The organism is Microbulbifer mixtoriginis (SeqCode), assembly GCF_052467235.1.
The window spans coordinates 308,967-325,577 of sequence record NZ_CP174305.1; the positions used below are offsets into that span (position 1 = coordinate 308,967).

13 protein-coding genes are annotated in these 16,611 nt (G+C 44.8%); 4 read left to right on the top strand and 9 right to left on the bottom strand.

Features of this window, described 5'->3' with window-relative positions:
• Positions 1-258: 258 nt before the first annotated feature.
• Complete coding sequence (locus tag ACJJIO_RS01255) at positions 259-1,662, bottom strand: MFS transporter (protein WP_444885300.1); 1,404 nt, start codon at positions 1,660-1,662, stop codon at positions 259-261.
• A 148-nt stretch (positions 1,663-1,810) separates the two neighbouring features.
• On the opposite strand from ACJJIO_RS01255, the gene ACJJIO_RS01260 reads away from it, so the two are divergent.
• A complete protein-coding gene (locus ACJJIO_RS01260; RefSeq protein WP_444909899.1) occupies positions 1,811-2,578 on the top strand; it encodes an amidohydrolase family protein in 768 nt (255 codons plus the stop codon).
• Between the two features lie 66 nt (positions 2,579-2,644).
• Here ACJJIO_RS01260 and ACJJIO_RS01265 read toward each other — a convergent pair whose 3' ends face one another.
• Positions 2,645-3,610 carry a UDP-glucuronic acid decarboxylase family protein gene (locus ACJJIO_RS01265; RefSeq protein WP_444909900.1) on the bottom strand — a complete coding sequence of 322 codons (966 nt, stop codon included), beginning with the start codon at positions 3,608-3,610 and terminating at the stop codon, positions 2,645-2,647.
• A gap of 373 nt (positions 3,611-3,983) precedes the next feature.
• Here ACJJIO_RS01265 and ACJJIO_RS01270 point away from each other — a divergent pair, with 373 nt between their 5' ends.
• Positions 3,984-4,703, top strand: coding sequence for a glycerophosphodiester phosphodiesterase (locus tag ACJJIO_RS01270; protein WP_444909901.1), 720 nt, complete (start codon positions 3,984-3,986; stop codon positions 4,701-4,703).
• Positions 4,704-4,809: 106 nt separating this feature from the next.
• On the opposite strand, the gene ACJJIO_RS01275 is transcribed toward ACJJIO_RS01270, so the two are convergent.
• The 6 genes from ACJJIO_RS01275 to ACJJIO_RS01300 all read right to left on the bottom strand — a co-directional run bounded on the left by ACJJIO_RS01275 (position 4,810) and on the right by ACJJIO_RS01300 (position 12,345).
• Positions 4,810-5,991 carry an FAD-dependent oxidoreductase gene (locus ACJJIO_RS01275; RefSeq protein WP_444909902.1) on the bottom strand — a complete coding sequence of 394 codons (1,182 nt, stop codon included), beginning with the start codon at positions 5,989-5,991 and terminating at the stop codon, positions 4,810-4,812.
• Positions 5,992-6,000: 9 nt separating this feature from the next.
• Positions 6,001-6,975: an NAD(P)-dependent oxidoreductase gene (locus ACJJIO_RS01280; protein WP_444898482.1), complete on the bottom strand. Its 975-nt coding sequence runs from the start codon at positions 6,973-6,975 to the stop codon at positions 6,001-6,003.
• A 15-nt stretch (positions 6,976-6,990) separates the two neighbouring features.
• Positions 6,991-8,013, bottom strand: a complete 1,023-nt coding sequence (locus ACJJIO_RS01285) for a class I SAM-dependent methyltransferase (RefSeq protein ID WP_444909903.1) — start codon at positions 8,011-8,013, stop codon at positions 6,991-6,993.
• A 382-nt stretch (positions 8,014-8,395) separates the two neighbouring features.
• Entirely contained in the window at positions 8,396-9,787 is a 1,392-nt protein-coding gene (locus tag ACJJIO_RS01290) for an MFS transporter (protein WP_444909904.1), read from the bottom strand.
• Positions 9,788-9,953: 166 nt separating this feature from the next.
• Positions 9,954-11,015, bottom strand: coding sequence for a LacI family DNA-binding transcriptional regulator (locus ACJJIO_RS01295; protein WP_444909905.1), 1,062 nt, complete (start codon positions 11,013-11,015; stop codon positions 9,954-9,956).
• Between the two features lie 76 nt (positions 11,016-11,091).
• Positions 11,092-12,345 carry an MFS transporter gene (locus tag ACJJIO_RS01300; protein ID WP_444909906.1) on the bottom strand — a complete coding sequence of 418 codons (1,254 nt, stop codon included), beginning with the start codon at positions 12,343-12,345 and terminating at the stop codon, positions 11,092-11,094.
• A gap of 429 nt (positions 12,346-12,774) precedes the next feature.
• Here ACJJIO_RS01300 and ACJJIO_RS01305 point away from each other — a divergent pair, with 429 nt between their 5' ends.
• Entirely contained in the window at positions 12,775-15,126 is a 2,352-nt protein-coding gene (locus ACJJIO_RS01305) for a glycoside hydrolase family 65 protein (RefSeq protein WP_444909907.1), read from the top strand.
• The gene (gene pgmB, locus ACJJIO_RS01310) at positions 15,123-15,794 is read left to right on the top strand and encodes a beta-phosphoglucomutase (protein ID WP_444909908.1); all 672 of its coding nucleotides are present in this window, start codon (positions 15,123-15,125) and stop codon (positions 15,792-15,794) included. Before ACJJIO_RS01305 ends, pgmB begins: the two co-directional genes overlap by 4 nt.
• A 337-nt stretch (positions 15,795-16,131) precedes the next feature.
• On the opposite strand, the gene ACJJIO_RS01315 is transcribed toward pgmB, so the two are convergent.
• Positions 16,132-16,584, bottom strand: coding sequence for a cupin domain-containing protein (locus tag ACJJIO_RS01315; RefSeq protein ID WP_444909909.1), 453 nt, complete (start codon positions 16,582-16,584; stop codon positions 16,132-16,134).
• Between the last annotated feature and the right edge of the window lie 27 nt (positions 16,585-16,611).

The following is a 16,611-nucleotide window of genomic DNA, read 5'->3' on the forward strand; positions in this document are numbered from 1 at the left end:
GCAAATTATTCTCAGCATTAATACAATCGATTTGACTGAAAAATTGTTTTTCTATTGGGCACTTAAAAAGTGCCTAGATGATTGTAGACTATTAAACATCATAGAATGGCTTAATTTAGATCTGGTTTTACGTGCTTTTTATTTACCAAAGATGTTTCTATTGATTAAATAGCTTTCAATCATTGAAGAGTGATTACTGAGAATCTATGACCCCCTAATAACTTAAGCTAGAGCACCTTATAAATTCTCTAAAGAGCTTCACAAAATCCCCTCTTCTTCATAATCTACCTTCACATCTTTACCTGTTACAAACAAAACACACACTACAAAGCCTGCCAAGGCAAGGTAGGCATTGACTGTAAAAGCTCTATCAATACCTGTGGGAAGATCTGGAGCCATAGCAACGATGGTGGTATTCATTCCTAATCCTAATGCCCCACCGGCTATTTGATACATATAAAGTATTGCTCCAGCTAGACTTGATCGGGATGGATCGACTACCGTTATCGCCGCAGTCGTTATTGTGGAATAGAAGAGCCCAACCCCCGCACCCAGAATCATCAAGCCGGGAATAAGCACCGGATAGGTGGTATTGGCAGTCATGTGCGAAAGCATAAACATTCCGATACACATACAAATGGTACCGGCAGAAACAATCACTTTAGCTCCAAGCTTTTCATACAAACTGCCAGATATATAGGAAACTATCCCAAATACCGCCATCATTGGTAACAACCCTATTCCAGAAAATGCTGCTGAGTAACCCCTAACCTTGGTCAGAAACTGAGGGATATAGAGCAATGCTGCAAAAAAGACCACAGAGAGTAGTAATGTTGCCATGCCCGCCGCAAAGAACTTATTATTTGTGGCTACATCTTCAGGGATTAAGGCATTCTTGCCAGCATTGCGTTCTACGATGATAAAAAGCCCCAAAAATATCAAGAAAACTGCAAATAAAGAGACTATCCAGGGGCTTTTAAAGCCAAAGTCTACCGCCAAATCCAGCGCAACGAGCAAACCAAACAATGAGATAGAAAGAGTCGTTACTCCTGCATAATCTATTTTTTCATCAACTTTATCCGGACTGTCATCGGCGATCACCTTCCAACAAACTAGGCAAGCCAAAATCGCAATGGGGATGTTAATAAAAAAGATCCAGCGCCAACTAGCTAAATCAGTTAGTATTCCTCCCAACATTGGCCCAATGGCATTGGATGCTCCGCAGACTGTCATAATTAGGCCACCCGCCAAGCCTGAACGATCCTCCGGCATTAATCCATAGATCATCCCCAGAATGGCCGGCCACATCATTGCGCCTCCAATACCCATTAGCGCCCGAGATATTAGGAGCATCCACATGTCTACAGCCAGTCCACCAAGAAGAGAAAAAAAGACAAAAATTGCAGTGCCGATAAAGAAGATACGTCGGCGCCCAAACATATCGGCCAAGCGCCCTCCAGAGATGATTAGAACGCCAAAAACCAGGGTATATCCGTTTATTACCCACTGAGCCGTAGTGATATCAGAGTTAAACTCCTTCTCCATTGCAGGAATCGCTACAGAGAAAGCTGTGAAGTCATTTGCAATAAGAAATACCGCTAGACTGAGTGCTACCAAACCCCAAAATTGGGTTTTTGTCAGGGGAGTCCTAGTTTCTGTCATGGTATCCTTCCCGGCACTTATTTTTACAGCACGAACTAAAAAATCATTCTAGAAAGTTTGGCCTATCTGACCCTTTTAGTATTAATTTTTTGTGAGCGCATTACTTTTAGAAAGTCACTCAACCCAAAGTCTTTAGATGTTATTTATTATGCCCACAGATAGAACTGCTATTTTCGACAGTCATTTTCACATTATTACCCCTGGTTTTCCTCTTTTTTCAAATCAAGGATTTACGCCTGATTTCTTTACCACCAGCGACTATTTGGACAGGGTAAAAAATTACGACCTTCTCGGTGGTGCAGTTATTTCCGGGTCTTTTCAGCGTAATGATCACACCTACCTAATGGATGCCCTAAAAAACCTAGGGAAGAATTTTGTAGGAGTGATCCAGCTTCCGCCAGATACCAGAGATGAAAAGATATTGGCGCTCAATGAACATGGCGTCCGTGCTGTAAGATTCAATCTTAAGCGTGGGGGTTCAATCTCTGCAGCAACTATCAAAGATTTCGCACAAAGAGTCTATGATCTGGTCAATTGGCATGTAGAACTCTATATAGATTCAGCCAATTTGGCCCCTCTAGAAAGCACCTTACTAACCCTACCCAGCGTGTCTATTGATCACCTGGGGTTGAGTCAATCTGGGCTCAAGTTGCTGCTATCTCTTGCCGAAAAAGGTGTACGAGTGAAAGCAACAGGATTTGGGCGCCTGGACTTCAATCCATCTAACGCCATTAAGGATCTTTATCAGGCTAACCCTAGCTGCCTTATGTTCGGTTCAGATTTACCGTCTACTAGAGCACCGCGTCCTTTTCGAGATGAGGATGTCACATTAATTAAAAATACCCTGGATGAAACGGGAGCCAACCAAGTTCTTTGGCAAAATGCTAAAGCATTTTATTTTCACCAGAATGAATAGATAGGAAGTTAATGTGTATTAATCTATCAATCAATATTGCCAACTTCAATGTTTAAGGCTTTGAAATTAATTTTTCAATAACCCAGAGCTCCCTCTTGCACAAAGCAGCTTCTCAAAGTAAATAATGGTTTGTTTAAGTCCATCGTTTAGCTTTACTTTGGGCTCCCAATTAAGTAAAGATTTTGCCTGATCAATAACTGGTTTACGCTGACGAGGATCATCTCTAGGTAATGGTAGGTAGATCAATTTTGAAGATGACCCCGTTAATGAAAGTATACGCTGAGCCAGCTGACTAATAGTAATCTCAGATGGATTTCCCAGATTGATGGGGCCCGTTATGTTTGCTGGAGCCCCCATCAAGCGAATCAATCCCTCAACTAAGTCATCAACGTAGCAAAAGCTTCGTGTTTGTTGGCCAGTACCATATATGGTTATATCATCACCCTTAAGCGCCTGAACGATGAAGTTACTTATTACACGCCCATCATTTGGGTGCATTCTTGGTCCGTATGTATTGAAGATCCTACCTACTTTAATTTGTAATCCATATTGACGGAAGTAACTGAAAAACAGGGTTTCAACACACCGTTTCCCTTCAATATAACATGAACGCATACACACCGGATCTACTTTTCCCCAGTACTGCTCAGACTGAGGATGCACTTCAGGGTCTCCATAGACTTCGCTTGATGAAGCCTGGAGTATTTTGGCGTTAACCCGCTTTGAAAGGTCAAGCATGTTAATTGCGCCATTAATATTAACCTTTAGCGTCTGTACTGGATCAACCTGGTAATGAATTGGCGAAGCTGGGCAAGCCAGATTATAAATTTCATCAACATCAACATATAATGCGTTTGTTACATCATGCTGAATAAAATTGAAACATGAATTCGATAACAGATGTTTTATATTGTGCTTTACCCCCGTGTGTAAATTATCAGCGCAGTAGACATCATGCCCCTCTCCCAATAATTTTTCACATAGATGAGCCCCCAAGAAGCCGGCGCCACCTGCAACCAATATTCGTGACATTATAATTCCACATTTAAAATACCAAACCTATAAATCATAGAATCGAATAACACACACAAGCCATAAAACTTATCAAACACACCATCTTTAAGATAGAGTTAAATATAGCCACTTATTATTTATGCCATAAAGATAGTTGTATCACAACATTTCACGCCACTGTTAAATGGTAAGCCCACAAGGATTCATAATTCAACCCATTACAGTGACCTTTTAAGACTCAGCCAAATTAGCTAAGGAAACACATCACTACTTGAGAGAACCACCCATTAACACTTACAAACCACTATCGATTAGTATTAATAACAACACAATCTTCTAGAATACACCTTATAAATCATTTATTTATATCAACTACTTGGACTTTCTGAAAATGGCATTAGGCACCCTCTTCTGCTTTGCTCACCGAGGTTACCAAGGCTTGTTTAGTGAAAACACGCTACAGGCAATTGGCGAAGCACTGGATTTGAAGGTTGGAGGAGTAGAAATTGATATATGGAATATTGGCGGTCAACTTCTTGTTACTCATGATAGGCGCCTAGGTCGTTTGCAACCTGGGAATACAATTATTACAGACATGCAACCAGAAACTCTTAGAGCTATGCCTTTACCCTGTGGCAGTAAGATTCCAACGCTACAAGAAGTCTTAGACTTAATAGGTGACAAGGCTCAATTAAATATAGAACTCAAAGGCCCTAATTGTGCGGCACTATTGGCACAAGAGATTCGTATATTTGTTACAGATAGGGGAGCTACTTTTGATCAATATATAGTATCTTCATTTGATCAATTACAATTATATGAATGCCTACGCCTAATACCAGAAGTTCGCCGCGGTGTCATAATAGTTGGGGTTCCCCTCGATCTAGCCGCATGTACAGCCCCTTTGAAAGCTTATTCACTACATACTGCCTTGGACTTCCTCCACAAAGATTTACTTAACGATGCCAAATATCGAGGGTTAAAAAACTATATTTTCACTGTAAATAACCCTGACGACTTAGCACTACTTGCCTCACAGGGTGTGGATGGAGTATTTACTGACAGACCACAAATGGTCTTGGATTTCAATAAAAAAATTATGGGCACATAACCAACCAATCAAAAACTTAATCGGCAATTATTTTTGACTTAAAAATAAAAACATTTACGCGAACATTTAGTACCTATCTAAATTGATTCTCATAGCCCTTAACACTTCAAACTTGCAAAGCGGCTCTTTTTACAGACCAGGGTGACAAATCAAACAAAGGTTTCTCATCCAATACTAGACGCTTTAAATTCTCCCCAATCACTGGGGCAAACTTAAAGGCTTGACCTGAACCATGGCTAAAGATAAAAATATTTTTGCTCAAGCGGTCTAATACAAACCCTGCGTCTGCACTCATTGTATAAGGACATAAGTGTACTTCTGAGCGGGACCTAACACCTTCTATATAAGAAAATACAAAATCATCTAGAATTTGCAGTAGCTCTGTAGGAATCGTCATATTCGGAGTGGGAATGTAATCTGACCTTTTTAACTTATCTGGTGTCCAATCAATACCTATTTTGATCAAGCCTATGCCGTTCTTCGTATTCCCCATATAAGGAAACCCATAGTAAAGCCCTTGATCAGGATCATTCTTTGCTTTTTCCTGAAAACAGAACCACTGTGGATAGGTATCCATACGATCTTTTTCAATCGTATAGTACGCCCATAACATTGGCCAAATCTGAAGCTGTACCTGATACCCCAACAGTTCAAGAAAATTCCTAGACCAAGGGCCTGCTGCTATAATACAACGCTTGGATGAAGCTTTAGTACCATCCTCAAGTAGGACATTTACATCAGTACCATCAGAGACCGAAACCACTTTGGTTCCTAATCTAATTTTATGGCCGCAACGAATCACTTCATTTTTCCAAAAATTTAAGGACTCGCCGGATAACACAGCGCCTGCTGCTGGCTCAAATAGCCCTTGCCAGCCGGGCTTGGTGCGCAGTGGCCAGCGCTCACTAATTTCCTTTGCAGTCAACTCTTCAAAAGGTATTGATTGCCTCTGCATGACATGTTTAGCTGCACAGATACTCCCTTCAATGGTTTCCTCTCCCCAGTCTTCACCGTAAAATAACAAGCCATGGGATACTCTAAGTTTTTTACCATAATGTTTTTCCTGAGACTCCCAAAGTACATTAGAATATTTTGCAGCTTGGCAGTAATATGGATTGGAGTACATCGCTCTGAACATTCTCGTACTACCGGAGCTACTACCAAAAGTATTTCCAATCTGGAATTGGTCACAAACTAGAATGGAATCCACAGATTTACGTAGCGCATAAGCCGAACTCAGCCCTGCCATACCCGCACCAATGATTATCACATCATAGTAGCTTGTCATCTTAACGCTCTAACCGTAGCCAACAAACTGTCTTCCTAAATAATTAAGATGGGGGTAACCGGATTCCAATTTTTTAAAGCAGGCTTCAGAAATTTTACTAAATATAAAATGATAGACTTGCCGTGGATTCACAGACCGCCAAACCTCTGGGTTGTAAAACTCAATAGAATCAGCCATCACTGCACCGGCACTAGAAAGTCCTTCATCAAATACTATCGTGCCTTTTTCTTCCAATATTTGTTGAGCTCCAGATACAAAAGGTAAGTTAGCCACACAAACCAATACTCTAGCCTTTAGATTCCTAGCCAAAGCAACATCAATTATCCGAGAGGCTGATGCGAGAACAACAATATCCCAGTCCTGTGAAATCCAATTTTCTATATTTTCAGAATTGACGGCACCTGAAATACTCCCTCGCTCCAAGATATGGTCATAGACAGATACCAGCTCTCCCATTTTTACCAACCTTTTAACGATTCTGCTCCCAACAGCACCTGCACCATGCACTAGAACTCTTGCCCTGGGGATATTGAGTGCGGACTTTCCCGCTGCAATCGCACCTAAAGCACCTGACGCCGTAGCTTCTGCATAATGCACCTTTGAACCTAATGCGGCTAACACATATTGGGTTTTCGCAGCTAGACGCATCACTTGTGTATCTCCAAAGTTAAGGTCTGCACCAGTGAACATATCTCCTTTTCTTTTATTGAGCTCTGATGCTGCTATGTTAATAATTTCATCAAAGGATGCTTGCGATATGCTATTGACATTTGCAACAATTTTTCCACCCCTAAATCCTGTATGATAGGTTTGGTGCTTAACCTGCATTCGCTCTGCTAACTGACAGGCTTCATCAGCAGCATATTCATCCTTCTGATACTCTAATACTCTCAGGCCGCCATTCGCTGGCAGCGAACTTCTTTTAGCGCAAGCGAAATGGAGTGTTCCACATGACATTTCAATCGAAAGTAAATCTACACTCATGATAGATCCACCATATCAGCGACGCTCCAAGCGAATATAGTGATGAACATAATCCATACTATATTGATTGGGACTATTGAAAATACGTTCCTGCAACTCATCATATAACTTTGCAATCGCAGTAGAACTCCCTCCATACTCAACAATTGATGTATGGAATGTTCGCTCACTCCAACTCCGTATAGTTTTCATCAGCCCCTCGGAAAAGGCTGAAGCATTTCCATCCAAATCAAACTGACTGCGATATGGGCATGGTGTCATTTGTATTGACACTTCATGTACGATCCAGTTTTTCTTATGATGAGGCATATTTAGAACCTGCCAAATATCTTCATCTGTGCGATAATAATTTTGAAATACTGCACCTTCAAAGGCACTTTTCGATATTTCCCCAGCTTCATACAGCTGCAACCAAATATCATACAGCGTGTCGAACATATCTTTATCTTTTGCGTTATTACCCAGCAAATGGCCGCTTTCATCCTGAGCCAAATCCACAAGAACAAATTGACCACCCACCTCAAACTCCCAGGCTCTCGCCTCAAGCAGTGAATCAAAATCATTCACGGACTGCGCTCTGAAGGGTTCGCGCCGAAAGCCACTCACCTTGTTTGCGTGTATGTGCTCTAAAAAAGTGTCAGGCATTTTAGATAGCCAGTGCATTGTGGTAGCAGCCAGAGCAATATTGAGTGAAGCCTGGGGTGCCACATGATTATAAAAGCTACTTGGTTGTATAAAGACCACTAGATTTTCAAACTTAGCTCTTAATTCATTTAGATTATCAGCAAGTGTTAACAGGTCACTGGATGGTAAATCATTAGCGATATGGTATATTGTTTTATCACCGAGTTTTTTAAATACTCGCCCCCATAACTCCATAGAAGTACCACCATCTGCGGCGCCATAATCGATAGTGTTAAAAAATTTTTTATTTGGTATAGAATCTAAGGCGCGCAGAAAAAAAGGCCAGCTATTATCGATACAGATCTTAGCTCCCAAGGTTTCCTGGGAGTAATTCTGTAACATCCCTATACTCATAGACTAATCCGCCCTTCGTATTTCTTGCCACTTCCCGACTAAACAGGAAACATTTAGAGGAATTATAATGTTGACGGATTGCCGTATGGTGGGCCAAACTCTTGGTAGTTACCAAGCAAATAATACGGACTAAGATTTAAAATATCCTTAGAAACAAGCTCTAAAATTTAGCAATTCTCCTCCATATCAACCCTTCGTACGCTCTCATCCTACACAACCAACTCTATAATGACTGCTTACCTAAGAGTGATTGCCCCTAGAGGCATATTTTCCCCAAAAAAAATAATTGCTGGTATAAATATCCAGACAATATTGATTGTTAGAAAAAAAGGAGTTTTTAGGTTTTCTGATAATAAATGGAGCTACTACCCCTTTAGAAATTTTATTTTGTACTCCCTACCCTACGAGGCTCCCCCTCAATAAACAAAACTGATACCACCAACCCAATGAGTGCTAAGTAGGCATTAATTGTGAAAGCTCGGTCTATACCGGTTGAGAGATCTGGGGCTAAGGCAATTATGGTGGTATTCATACCCAAGCCCAATGCACCGCCGGCAATCTGGAACATATAGATAATCCCGCCAGCCAGACTCGATCGGTTGCGGGCAACAATAGTCACTGCAACAGTAGTCGCTGTCGAAAAGAAAAAACCAACCCCGGCACCAAGCACCAATAGGCCTGGTATCAACTCTCGGAAGCTGGTATTTACTTGTATATGTGAGAGCATAAACATTGCTGCACTGATAAATACCGAGCCTATCGCTATGATCACCTTGGCTCCTATTTTTTCGTAAAGCCTACCGGATATATAGGAAACCAAGCCGTAAGCCATCATCATCGGCATCAGCCCAATACCAGCCAATGTTGGGGAATAACCCCGCACTTTGGTGAGAAACTGTGGAATATATACAAGCGCAGAAAAGAAGACTACAGAAAGCAATAAGGTCACCACACATGCCGCAAAGAAACGCCTGTTACTCATAACATCTTTGGGAATTAGTGCATCACTACCGGCATTACGCTCAACAGCAGTAAAGCCCCCTAGAAAAAACACGCTAATGATAAATAAGAGGACAACTATCGGACTTTTAAAGCCCAGCTCTACTACAAGATCCAAGGCCATTAACAAGCTAAACAAAGAAATAGAGAGTGTCGTCACTCCCAAGTAGTCAATATGCTCTTCAATCTTCTCTGGTTTATCATCAGCGACTGTTTTCCAGCACCCTAAACACACTAATGCAGCGACTATAACATCGAGAAGAAATATCCATCGCCAACTCGCAAACTCGGTTAAAAAGCCTCCTAACATTGGGGCAAAGGAGTCAGAGATTCCACACACTCCCATGATCAGGCCGCCGGCTAGGCCCGCGCGCTCTTTTGGTATGAGTTCATAGACCATCCCCAATATTGCCGGCCACATCAGTGCCCCACCAATTCCCATCAAGGCTCTGGACACTAGCAGCATCCAAATATCCATGGATAAAGCGGCAAACAGCGAAAAGAAGGCAAAAAAACCTGCACCTATAAAAAAAATGCGTCGCCGCCCATAAATATCAGCCAAGCGTCCACCCGTGACAATCAGAACACCAAATACGAGGATGTAGCCGTTGATAATCCACTGGGCTCTTGTAATGTCAGAATTAAACTCTTGCTCAATGGTGGGGATGGCGGCGGGGAATATGGTTAGATCATTTGCCACCAAAAATACAGCGAAGCTGAGGCCAATCAGCGCCAACAACCTCTCTTTACTTTTGGAAGTATTGGAATCTGCCATTGATTTCTACCGAGCGCGCTCTTTTATCAGAGCAAAGATCGTTGCTTTGACAGTTTGGCTTATTAGGTTGTAGAGCAACGGACTCGGCGGAAGATTGGCGTGCCTGGAGAACCAGAAGAAATTCAAGAGTGCTTAAGACAGCTCCAGGGGGAGCTGCCAAGATTGATTACTGACTATATTCCTGGATCGGCTGGAAATCAGGGTTAGCGCCACAGGAAGAGCGTACCACCAGTTCGGTTGGCAGCACTGCTGGCTCTGCTGTCTTATCACCGATCAACTGCATCATCTTCTCCACCATCAGCTCACCGCCGCGCTGGATATTCTGTCGCACAGTCGTTAGTGGGGGCGTATAGAAAGGCGCGATGGGGATATCATCAAATCCAACTACTGCAATATCGTCGGGAACCTTGTAACCCTGGCTCTGCAAAGCCTTGATGGCTCCCATTGCAATGCTGTCACTTGCGGCGAAAATCGCATCGAAGCTCAACCCCTCGGTTTTTAGCAAGTCTGCAATGGATTGATAACCGCTTTCACTGGAGAAAGAAACCTGAATTTGACGCTCGCGATTACCCAGCCCCTCTGCGCTAAGCGCGGCCCTATAACCCTCGTAGCGACCGTAAATCTCGGGGTGCGCAGTATCACCAAGAAAGAGGATGTTACAACGGCCCAGCTTGAGTAGGTGCTCGGTGGCCTGGCGCCCTCCCATCTGATTGTCACTACTTACAATGCAGTAATCGAGATCTGGTTTGGTAGTACCTCCCCATACTACCAACGGATCGCCCTGGCGTTGTAGTTCATGCAGGGGGCTGTCGTCCACCCCTTGGCCAATCACGATTACCCCATCGGCGCGGCGAGACCCCATTAAGTAGGCATGCCAATCGTCACTTGTAACGATACGATTTGAAAACAGTAGATCATATCGGTGCTCGGCCAAGCGATCGGCAATCGCGCCAATCATGTCCAACATAAAGGGGTCGGAAAAAGTCTGGCCTCCGGCGCTGCCGGTATTGATGACGACAGAAATGGTATGGCTGCGTTTTAAACGCAGATTGCGTGCACTCTCGTTGATTTTGTAATTCATACTCCGCGCGATTTGCTGAATACGCTCCCGAGTCTTTTCATTGATTAGCGGGTTGTTATTCAGCGCGCGGGAAACAGTGGATTCAGAAACTCCCGCCAGCCGTGCAATATCGGACATGGAGACGGGAGAGGAGGAATCCTTAGGCATGCGTACTTCACCTTGTTCGCGGGAAATACGCCATCTTAGGCGTGCTACAAGAGTTTGTAAAATGAACCCTGATAGCTCAAACCGTCAGCCTGGCTGAGGCCCCAATTTCTCGCCCTTCCACTGCCCTACGGAAAAAGAACAAGCTGACTAGAATTACCGAGATCGGCACCAGTGATAAGTAAAAGGCCACTTGGCCATCAAAGGCTTCAAAAACCGAACCCGTAATCAGGGAACCGGTAGTGCCCCCCAGTGCAGAAAAAATCACTAGTAGCCCGGTCATCGCCGAATGCTGATGGGTCGGTAGTGAACTCAGCATCACCGAGTTGATTGCCGGATAAATGGGAGCCATAAACAGGCCAATCAGAGGCAGAATAAAGGCCGCAATCGGCGCGTTGAACCAGTTGATATCCGGGTTGGCCTGCACATCACTGGATAGCGGAAGAGTCAGTACCACCAGTAATGCCATTGCCAGCAGGCAGACATTCAGCACTGGATACCAGTGTAAACGCCGCATAATGGCCCCTGCCCCTAAGCGGCCCAAGGCGAGCCCTGCGGCAAAAATACTGGCAGCCTGGACGCTCATCGCCGCTGGTAGCTTCAAAATTTCATTGTTAAACGTGGGCAACCAGCTGCCGATACCCTGTTCGATCAACACATAGATAAAAACGGAAATTACATAAATATAAACCAGGGGCTTGGCCATCAGCTTTATCATTGCCCAGAAATCCTGCCGTGGACTGGTGCCCTCAACCCGGGTACCCGACTCATCCATTTTTGTCAGCGACAATAAAATAAAGGCAAACAGACAAATCGCGGCCAGCACCCAATACACACTCAACCAAGCTGTGGAACCTGGATTTGCAGAGTCGATAAAGGCACTAAACAGCCAATACCCACCAAGAACCCCCACCATAAATACCCCCTCCAGGGTATTCACCATACTCGCATGTTCATTTGGACCACGGGTTAACAGGCCCACAGTTGAATAAACCGCGACCTTCACCAAGGCAAATGCGACTCCCACGGAAAGGAACAGTAGCTTTGCTGTCCAGAAACCTGGCAATAGGGGCATGGCAATACAAGCCCCGGTAACAATAGCGAGCCCCATCAGCATGGCGCGCTTAAATCCGAAACGAGGCAGTTGCGAAGCAACCAGAAAAGATACGATGCCGATGGGGATATCCTTAAAGCCCTCCAATACACTGGCTGCAGATTTACTCACGTCGTAAGTATTAATCACCTGCAGTATCACAGTGCCGACACTGTTCAAGAGAATGGCGAATACAAAGTAGATGGCGAATAGGGAAAGCAGTATGCGCTGATTGTTCATAAGGAAATCTTTATCGGTCTATGGCTCAGGCGTACAGCCGTACCAGCCTGTTATTGTACATTTTTTGATCTCTTAGTGTGGGTTGATGACTGTAAATTTTCACGCCCCCAGAACTCAGCAGTATGACTTACCACAAAAGAATTGCAATCGTTTGCAATATTTCAAGCTGCCAAACAGAGACCATTCCGCGATCGCCGGTCAGACAAGCAGGTTACTAGATAACAAAAATGCCAATAAATTCTTTATTATCAATAAGTTAATGGATATTTATACTCACAAATAGCACATAGTTACCGTACAAGGAGATTTTTTACCTCCGAAATGCAATCGATTGCATTTCAATGTGTACAAGCGATAGACTGCAGGCAGTTGCCCAAAGCACTAATTACTTTGGCAAAGCACCTAACCATCAGTTTCTGTGTAAGTGGTATGAAGAAAGAACAACAACATAAGCTTGAAATTCACCCCTGGGGCCTGCTGGAAAGAGAGTTTCAAGCGGATGACTACCCTCTTAACGCCACCCTATTCTCCCTGGGCAATGGTTTTATTGGCCTGAGAGGCACCTTTGAGGAAGGCTTTGATCCCGAGCCCTTTTCTGATGGCTGTTACCTCAATGGGGTCTATGCCAGTGAACCTATTCGCTACGGCGAGGCCGCTTACGGCTACGCCCGCAATAATCAGCGCATGCTAACGGTACCGGACGGCAAGGGTATTCAAATCTGGATTGATGGGGAGCGTTTCAGCCTCGCGGAGGGTGCACTACTTGAGTACGAGCGCCACTTGGATATGGCCAGCGCAACCCTTGCGCGCAGCCTCACCTGGCGTTCGCCTTTTGGGAAAACTCTCAGGCTCAAAACCCAGCGCCAAATCTGCCTAACTGAAAAACACCTAGTGCTCATCCATGTTGAAGTCACTCCACTGGATTTTGATGGGGAAATACGCCTGTTGACGGGGCTGGATGGCAATCTCGATCAAGCCGAGCACAGCGACGATCCACGCCTGGCTTCTCCCATCAATCAGGAGGATATCCAATGGCTGGATAACGTCGCTGATGGTGACTACTTGGCACTACCGCTCTCAGTCAGAAGTAGCGGCTATGAGATTCGCTGCGCAGCCATACACCGCTTGCAGGCTAGTGCGGGCCACACCGTGACCAATCTACGCCATGAAAACCGAGTAGCCACCGAATATCGCTGCAATGCCCAGCGGGGCAAGCCCCTGTGCTTGACAAAATACCTAGCTTACTTCGCAGAGCAAAGGGCTGAGCCGATTGAAGCTGGACCATTGCGCAAATACCTTGAACTCAGCGCCAATAAAAATTTTGCCGAATATGCCAAGGCCCAACGCATCGAGATGGATAAATTCTGGCAAGAATCCGATATCCAGGTGTTTGGCAACGACAGCCTACAGCAAGGTATTCGATTTAATCTTTTCCACCTATTCCAATCCCTTGGCAGGGATGGACGCACGAATATCGCTGCAAAAGGGCTCTCGGGAGATGGTTACGACGGTCATTATTTCTGGGATACAGAAATCTATGTATTGCCGTTTTTTCTCTACACCCAGCCCAATATGGCCCGCCACCTGCTGGAGTATCGCCACTCGATCCTGGATGCGGCCCGTGCCCGTGCCCGAGAGCTGGCGATCAGCAAGGGCGCACTCTTTCCCTGGCGCACCATTGGCGGGGAGGAGTGCTCTGCATACTACCCTGCCGGCACTGCCCAGTTTCATATCAATGCGGATATCGCCTATGCAGTGCGCCACTACAGCCGAGTCACTGGTGATACGGAGTTTCTGCGGGAAAAAGGGGCGGAGCTGGTTATTGAGGGGGCCCGCCTATGGATGGAAATCGGCCACTTCAATCCTCGCCGCAACAACCAATTTTGTATTAATGAAGTCACTGGCCCGGATGAATATACCGCGTTAGTAGATAACAACTTCTATACCAACCTGATGGCCCGTGCGCATTTGGAGTATGCTGCAGAGGTATACCAGTGGCTGCAATCCTTTGATCCAGAAGCGTGCCTGGCCTTGGCCCAACGTATACAACTGGGCCCACAGGAACCCATGCTTTGGGCAAAAGCCGCAAAGGCCATGTACCTCCCCTACGACCAATCCCAAGGTATTCACCCGCAGGATGATGGCTTCCTCGACAAGCCAGTGTGGGACTTTGAGCAAACACCGGCAAATCATTACCCCCTGCTACTGCACTACCATCCACTGGTAATTTATCGACATCAGGTTTGCAAGCAGGCAGATGTAGTCTTGGGACTATTGCTCGAAAGTTCCGAGTTTTCCATTGAACAAAAACGCCGCGACTTCGACTTTTACGAACCGCTCACTACACACGATTCTACCCTATCCGCCTGCATCCACAGCATTATTGCCAGCGAGGTGGGATACCCGGAAAAAGCGCTCGACTACTTCCAGCAAGTAGCACGAATGGACCTGGACAATCACCACAATAATACTCAGCACGGTATCCATACTGCCTGTATGGGCGGCACCTGGATGTGCATGGTGCAGGGCTTTGCCGGTATGCGCCTGCGTGGTACCAAATTGAGCTTCGCCCCGTTTGTACCCGAGGGTATGGAAGGTTATCGCTTCCGCCTGCAATTCCGTGGTCGCACCCTGGAAGTGGACATCAATTACAGTAATGCCAGCTATACCCTGATAACTGGCGAGCCCATCAACCTTCATCACGTCCATAAACCCGTATTTCTCGCAGCAGGCGAAACCCAAACATTTGAGATAGCACCACCAGTGGAGGTAACACAGTGATCTATCGTGCAGCAATTTTTGATCTGGATGGTGTACTCGCTGATACCGCACGACTACACCTGAAAGCCTGGCACCAACTGGCCCAAGAACTCAAACGCCCATGGGCTGAAGATACCAGTGAAAGGCTTAAGGGGCTGGAGCGTATGGCCTCACTGGAAGTGATTCTTGGGGAAGAGAGCGATCAGTTTAGTGAAAAGGAAAAGATCGATCTAGCTAGCAGAAAGAATAGTTATTATCAGAAACTGATTCGCAGCTTATCTCCAAAAGATCTACTGCCCGGTGCTGGGGAGCTTCTCGCTTGGTTAAACGAGAAACAAATCCCCATTGCCCTGGCATCAGCCAGTAAGAATGCGCCGGCCGTTTTGCAAGCATTGGAGATATCACATTACTTCTCAACAATTGCCGATCCAGAACAGTCCGCACCTAAACCCAGCCCGGATATTTTCCTCGCAGCAGCGCAAGGCCTACAAGTTGAACCTGAACTCTGTGTTGCCTTTGAGGATGCTGCTGCCGGGGTCGCTGCGATCAAAGCAGCCAACGGTATGACTGCTGTTGGGGTGGGGAGTGAAAATTCCCTGAGAGAAGCTGATTTTATTGTCGGCAGCCTGTCGGAGTTCGTCCCTAAAGACTTTTTTCTTTCTGCTATCCACGCAGCTTCAATCAGTTAAATGTAAGAGCTGTTGCAAAATCAATATTCAAGCTGAATAGAAAGATTGCTCTCCTTCTATTCAGTGATACTTGCTTTCTAATGTTGTAAAGGAGAAATCACCCTATATCGCATATTTGGAAAATACGTGTACTCGAAGAAATAAAAACCAGAATAAGTATCTGACCTTTCCTAAGAATTCACTGTGTGATTGAGCAAAATTACCAGCCCCATTTCCCCAGACTTATAAACCCCAAACCAACAATCAACCCCCAAATATAGTAAGGAATATATGGCCTACAATGCTATAGATACCCTTTTACCCCTTCATTTTCAGGAGAACAATCACCCATCTAAAACTAAATAAACTTCAACATGTCGGAATTTATGGAGATTAACTTTTTAGCCTCAATCGATTGTGGATCAATCAGACTAAAATCAGCAAATTCAAATCCTGGCCCAACGGAGCAGCCTACCAGTACTGTCTTTCCAATAGGTTCAGCTGCCTGCCAAGTTCCAGCTGGAACAACCTGACAAAACGTATTATTTTTGGATGAAATTTCCATCCTCTGAACATTCTTATCCAAGTCATTCCAAGTATAAAGATAGAGCCCTGCGCCTTGATATAAATTCCACACCTCATCCGATTGCACTTTATGAAATCGGCTTACCTCGCCTTTATCTAATGAAAAGTAAATGTGAGTGAGCGCTGATCTCCTCTGCCCTTTGTTATTGGTCACCACTGCATTGGATCTGAAAACCTCAAGAAATCTCCCCCCTTCAGGGTGTTCAGATAATTTGATAGGCTGCATGACTATTCCTTTAAGACCTATAATGAA

Bases quoted from the DNA above. Each gene is read 5' to 3' on its own strand.
- ACJJIO_RS01255 (WP_444885300.1), bottom strand. From the start codon at position 1,662: ATGACAGAAACTAGGACTCCCCTGACAAAAACCCAATTTTGGGGTTTG.
- ACJJIO_RS01315 (WP_444909909.1), bottom strand. From the start codon at position 16,584: ATGCAGCCTATCAAATTATCTGAACACCCTGAAGGGGGGAGATTTCTT.
- ACJJIO_RS01305 (WP_444909907.1), top strand. From the start codon at position 12,775: ATGAAGAAAGAACAACAACATAAGCTTGAAATTCACCCCTGGGGCCTG.
- ACJJIO_RS01275 (WP_444909902.1), bottom strand. From the start codon at position 5,991: ATGACAAGCTACTATGATGTGATAATCATTGGTGCGGGTATGGCAGGG.
- ACJJIO_RS01270 (WP_444909901.1), top strand. From the start codon at position 3,984: ATGGCATTAGGCACCCTCTTCTGCTTTGCTCACCGAGGTTACCAAGGC.
- ACJJIO_RS01300 (WP_444909906.1), bottom strand. From the start codon at position 12,345: ATGAACAATCAGCGCATACTGCTTTCCCTATTCGCCATCTACTTTGTA.
- ACJJIO_RS01290 (WP_444909904.1), bottom strand. From the start codon at position 9,787: ATGGCAGATTCCAATACTTCCAAAAGTAAAGAGAGGTTGTTGGCGCTG.
- ACJJIO_RS01285 (WP_444909903.1), bottom strand. From the start codon at position 8,013: ATGAGTATAGGGATGTTACAGAATTACTCCCAGGAAACCTTGGGAGCT.
- ACJJIO_RS01295 (WP_444909905.1), bottom strand. From the start codon at position 11,015: ATGCCTAAGGATTCCTCCTCTCCCGTCTCCATGTCCGATATTGCACGG.
- ACJJIO_RS01265 (WP_444909900.1), bottom strand. From the start codon at position 3,610: ATGTCACGAATATTGGTTGCAGGTGGCGCCGGCTTCTTGGGGGCTCAT.
- ACJJIO_RS01280 (WP_444898482.1), bottom strand. From the start codon at position 6,975: ATGAGTGTAGATTTACTTTCGATTGAAATGTCATGTGGAACACTCCAT.
- ACJJIO_RS01260 (WP_444909899.1), top strand. From the start codon at position 1,811: ATGCCCACAGATAGAACTGCTATTTTCGACAGTCATTTTCACATTATT.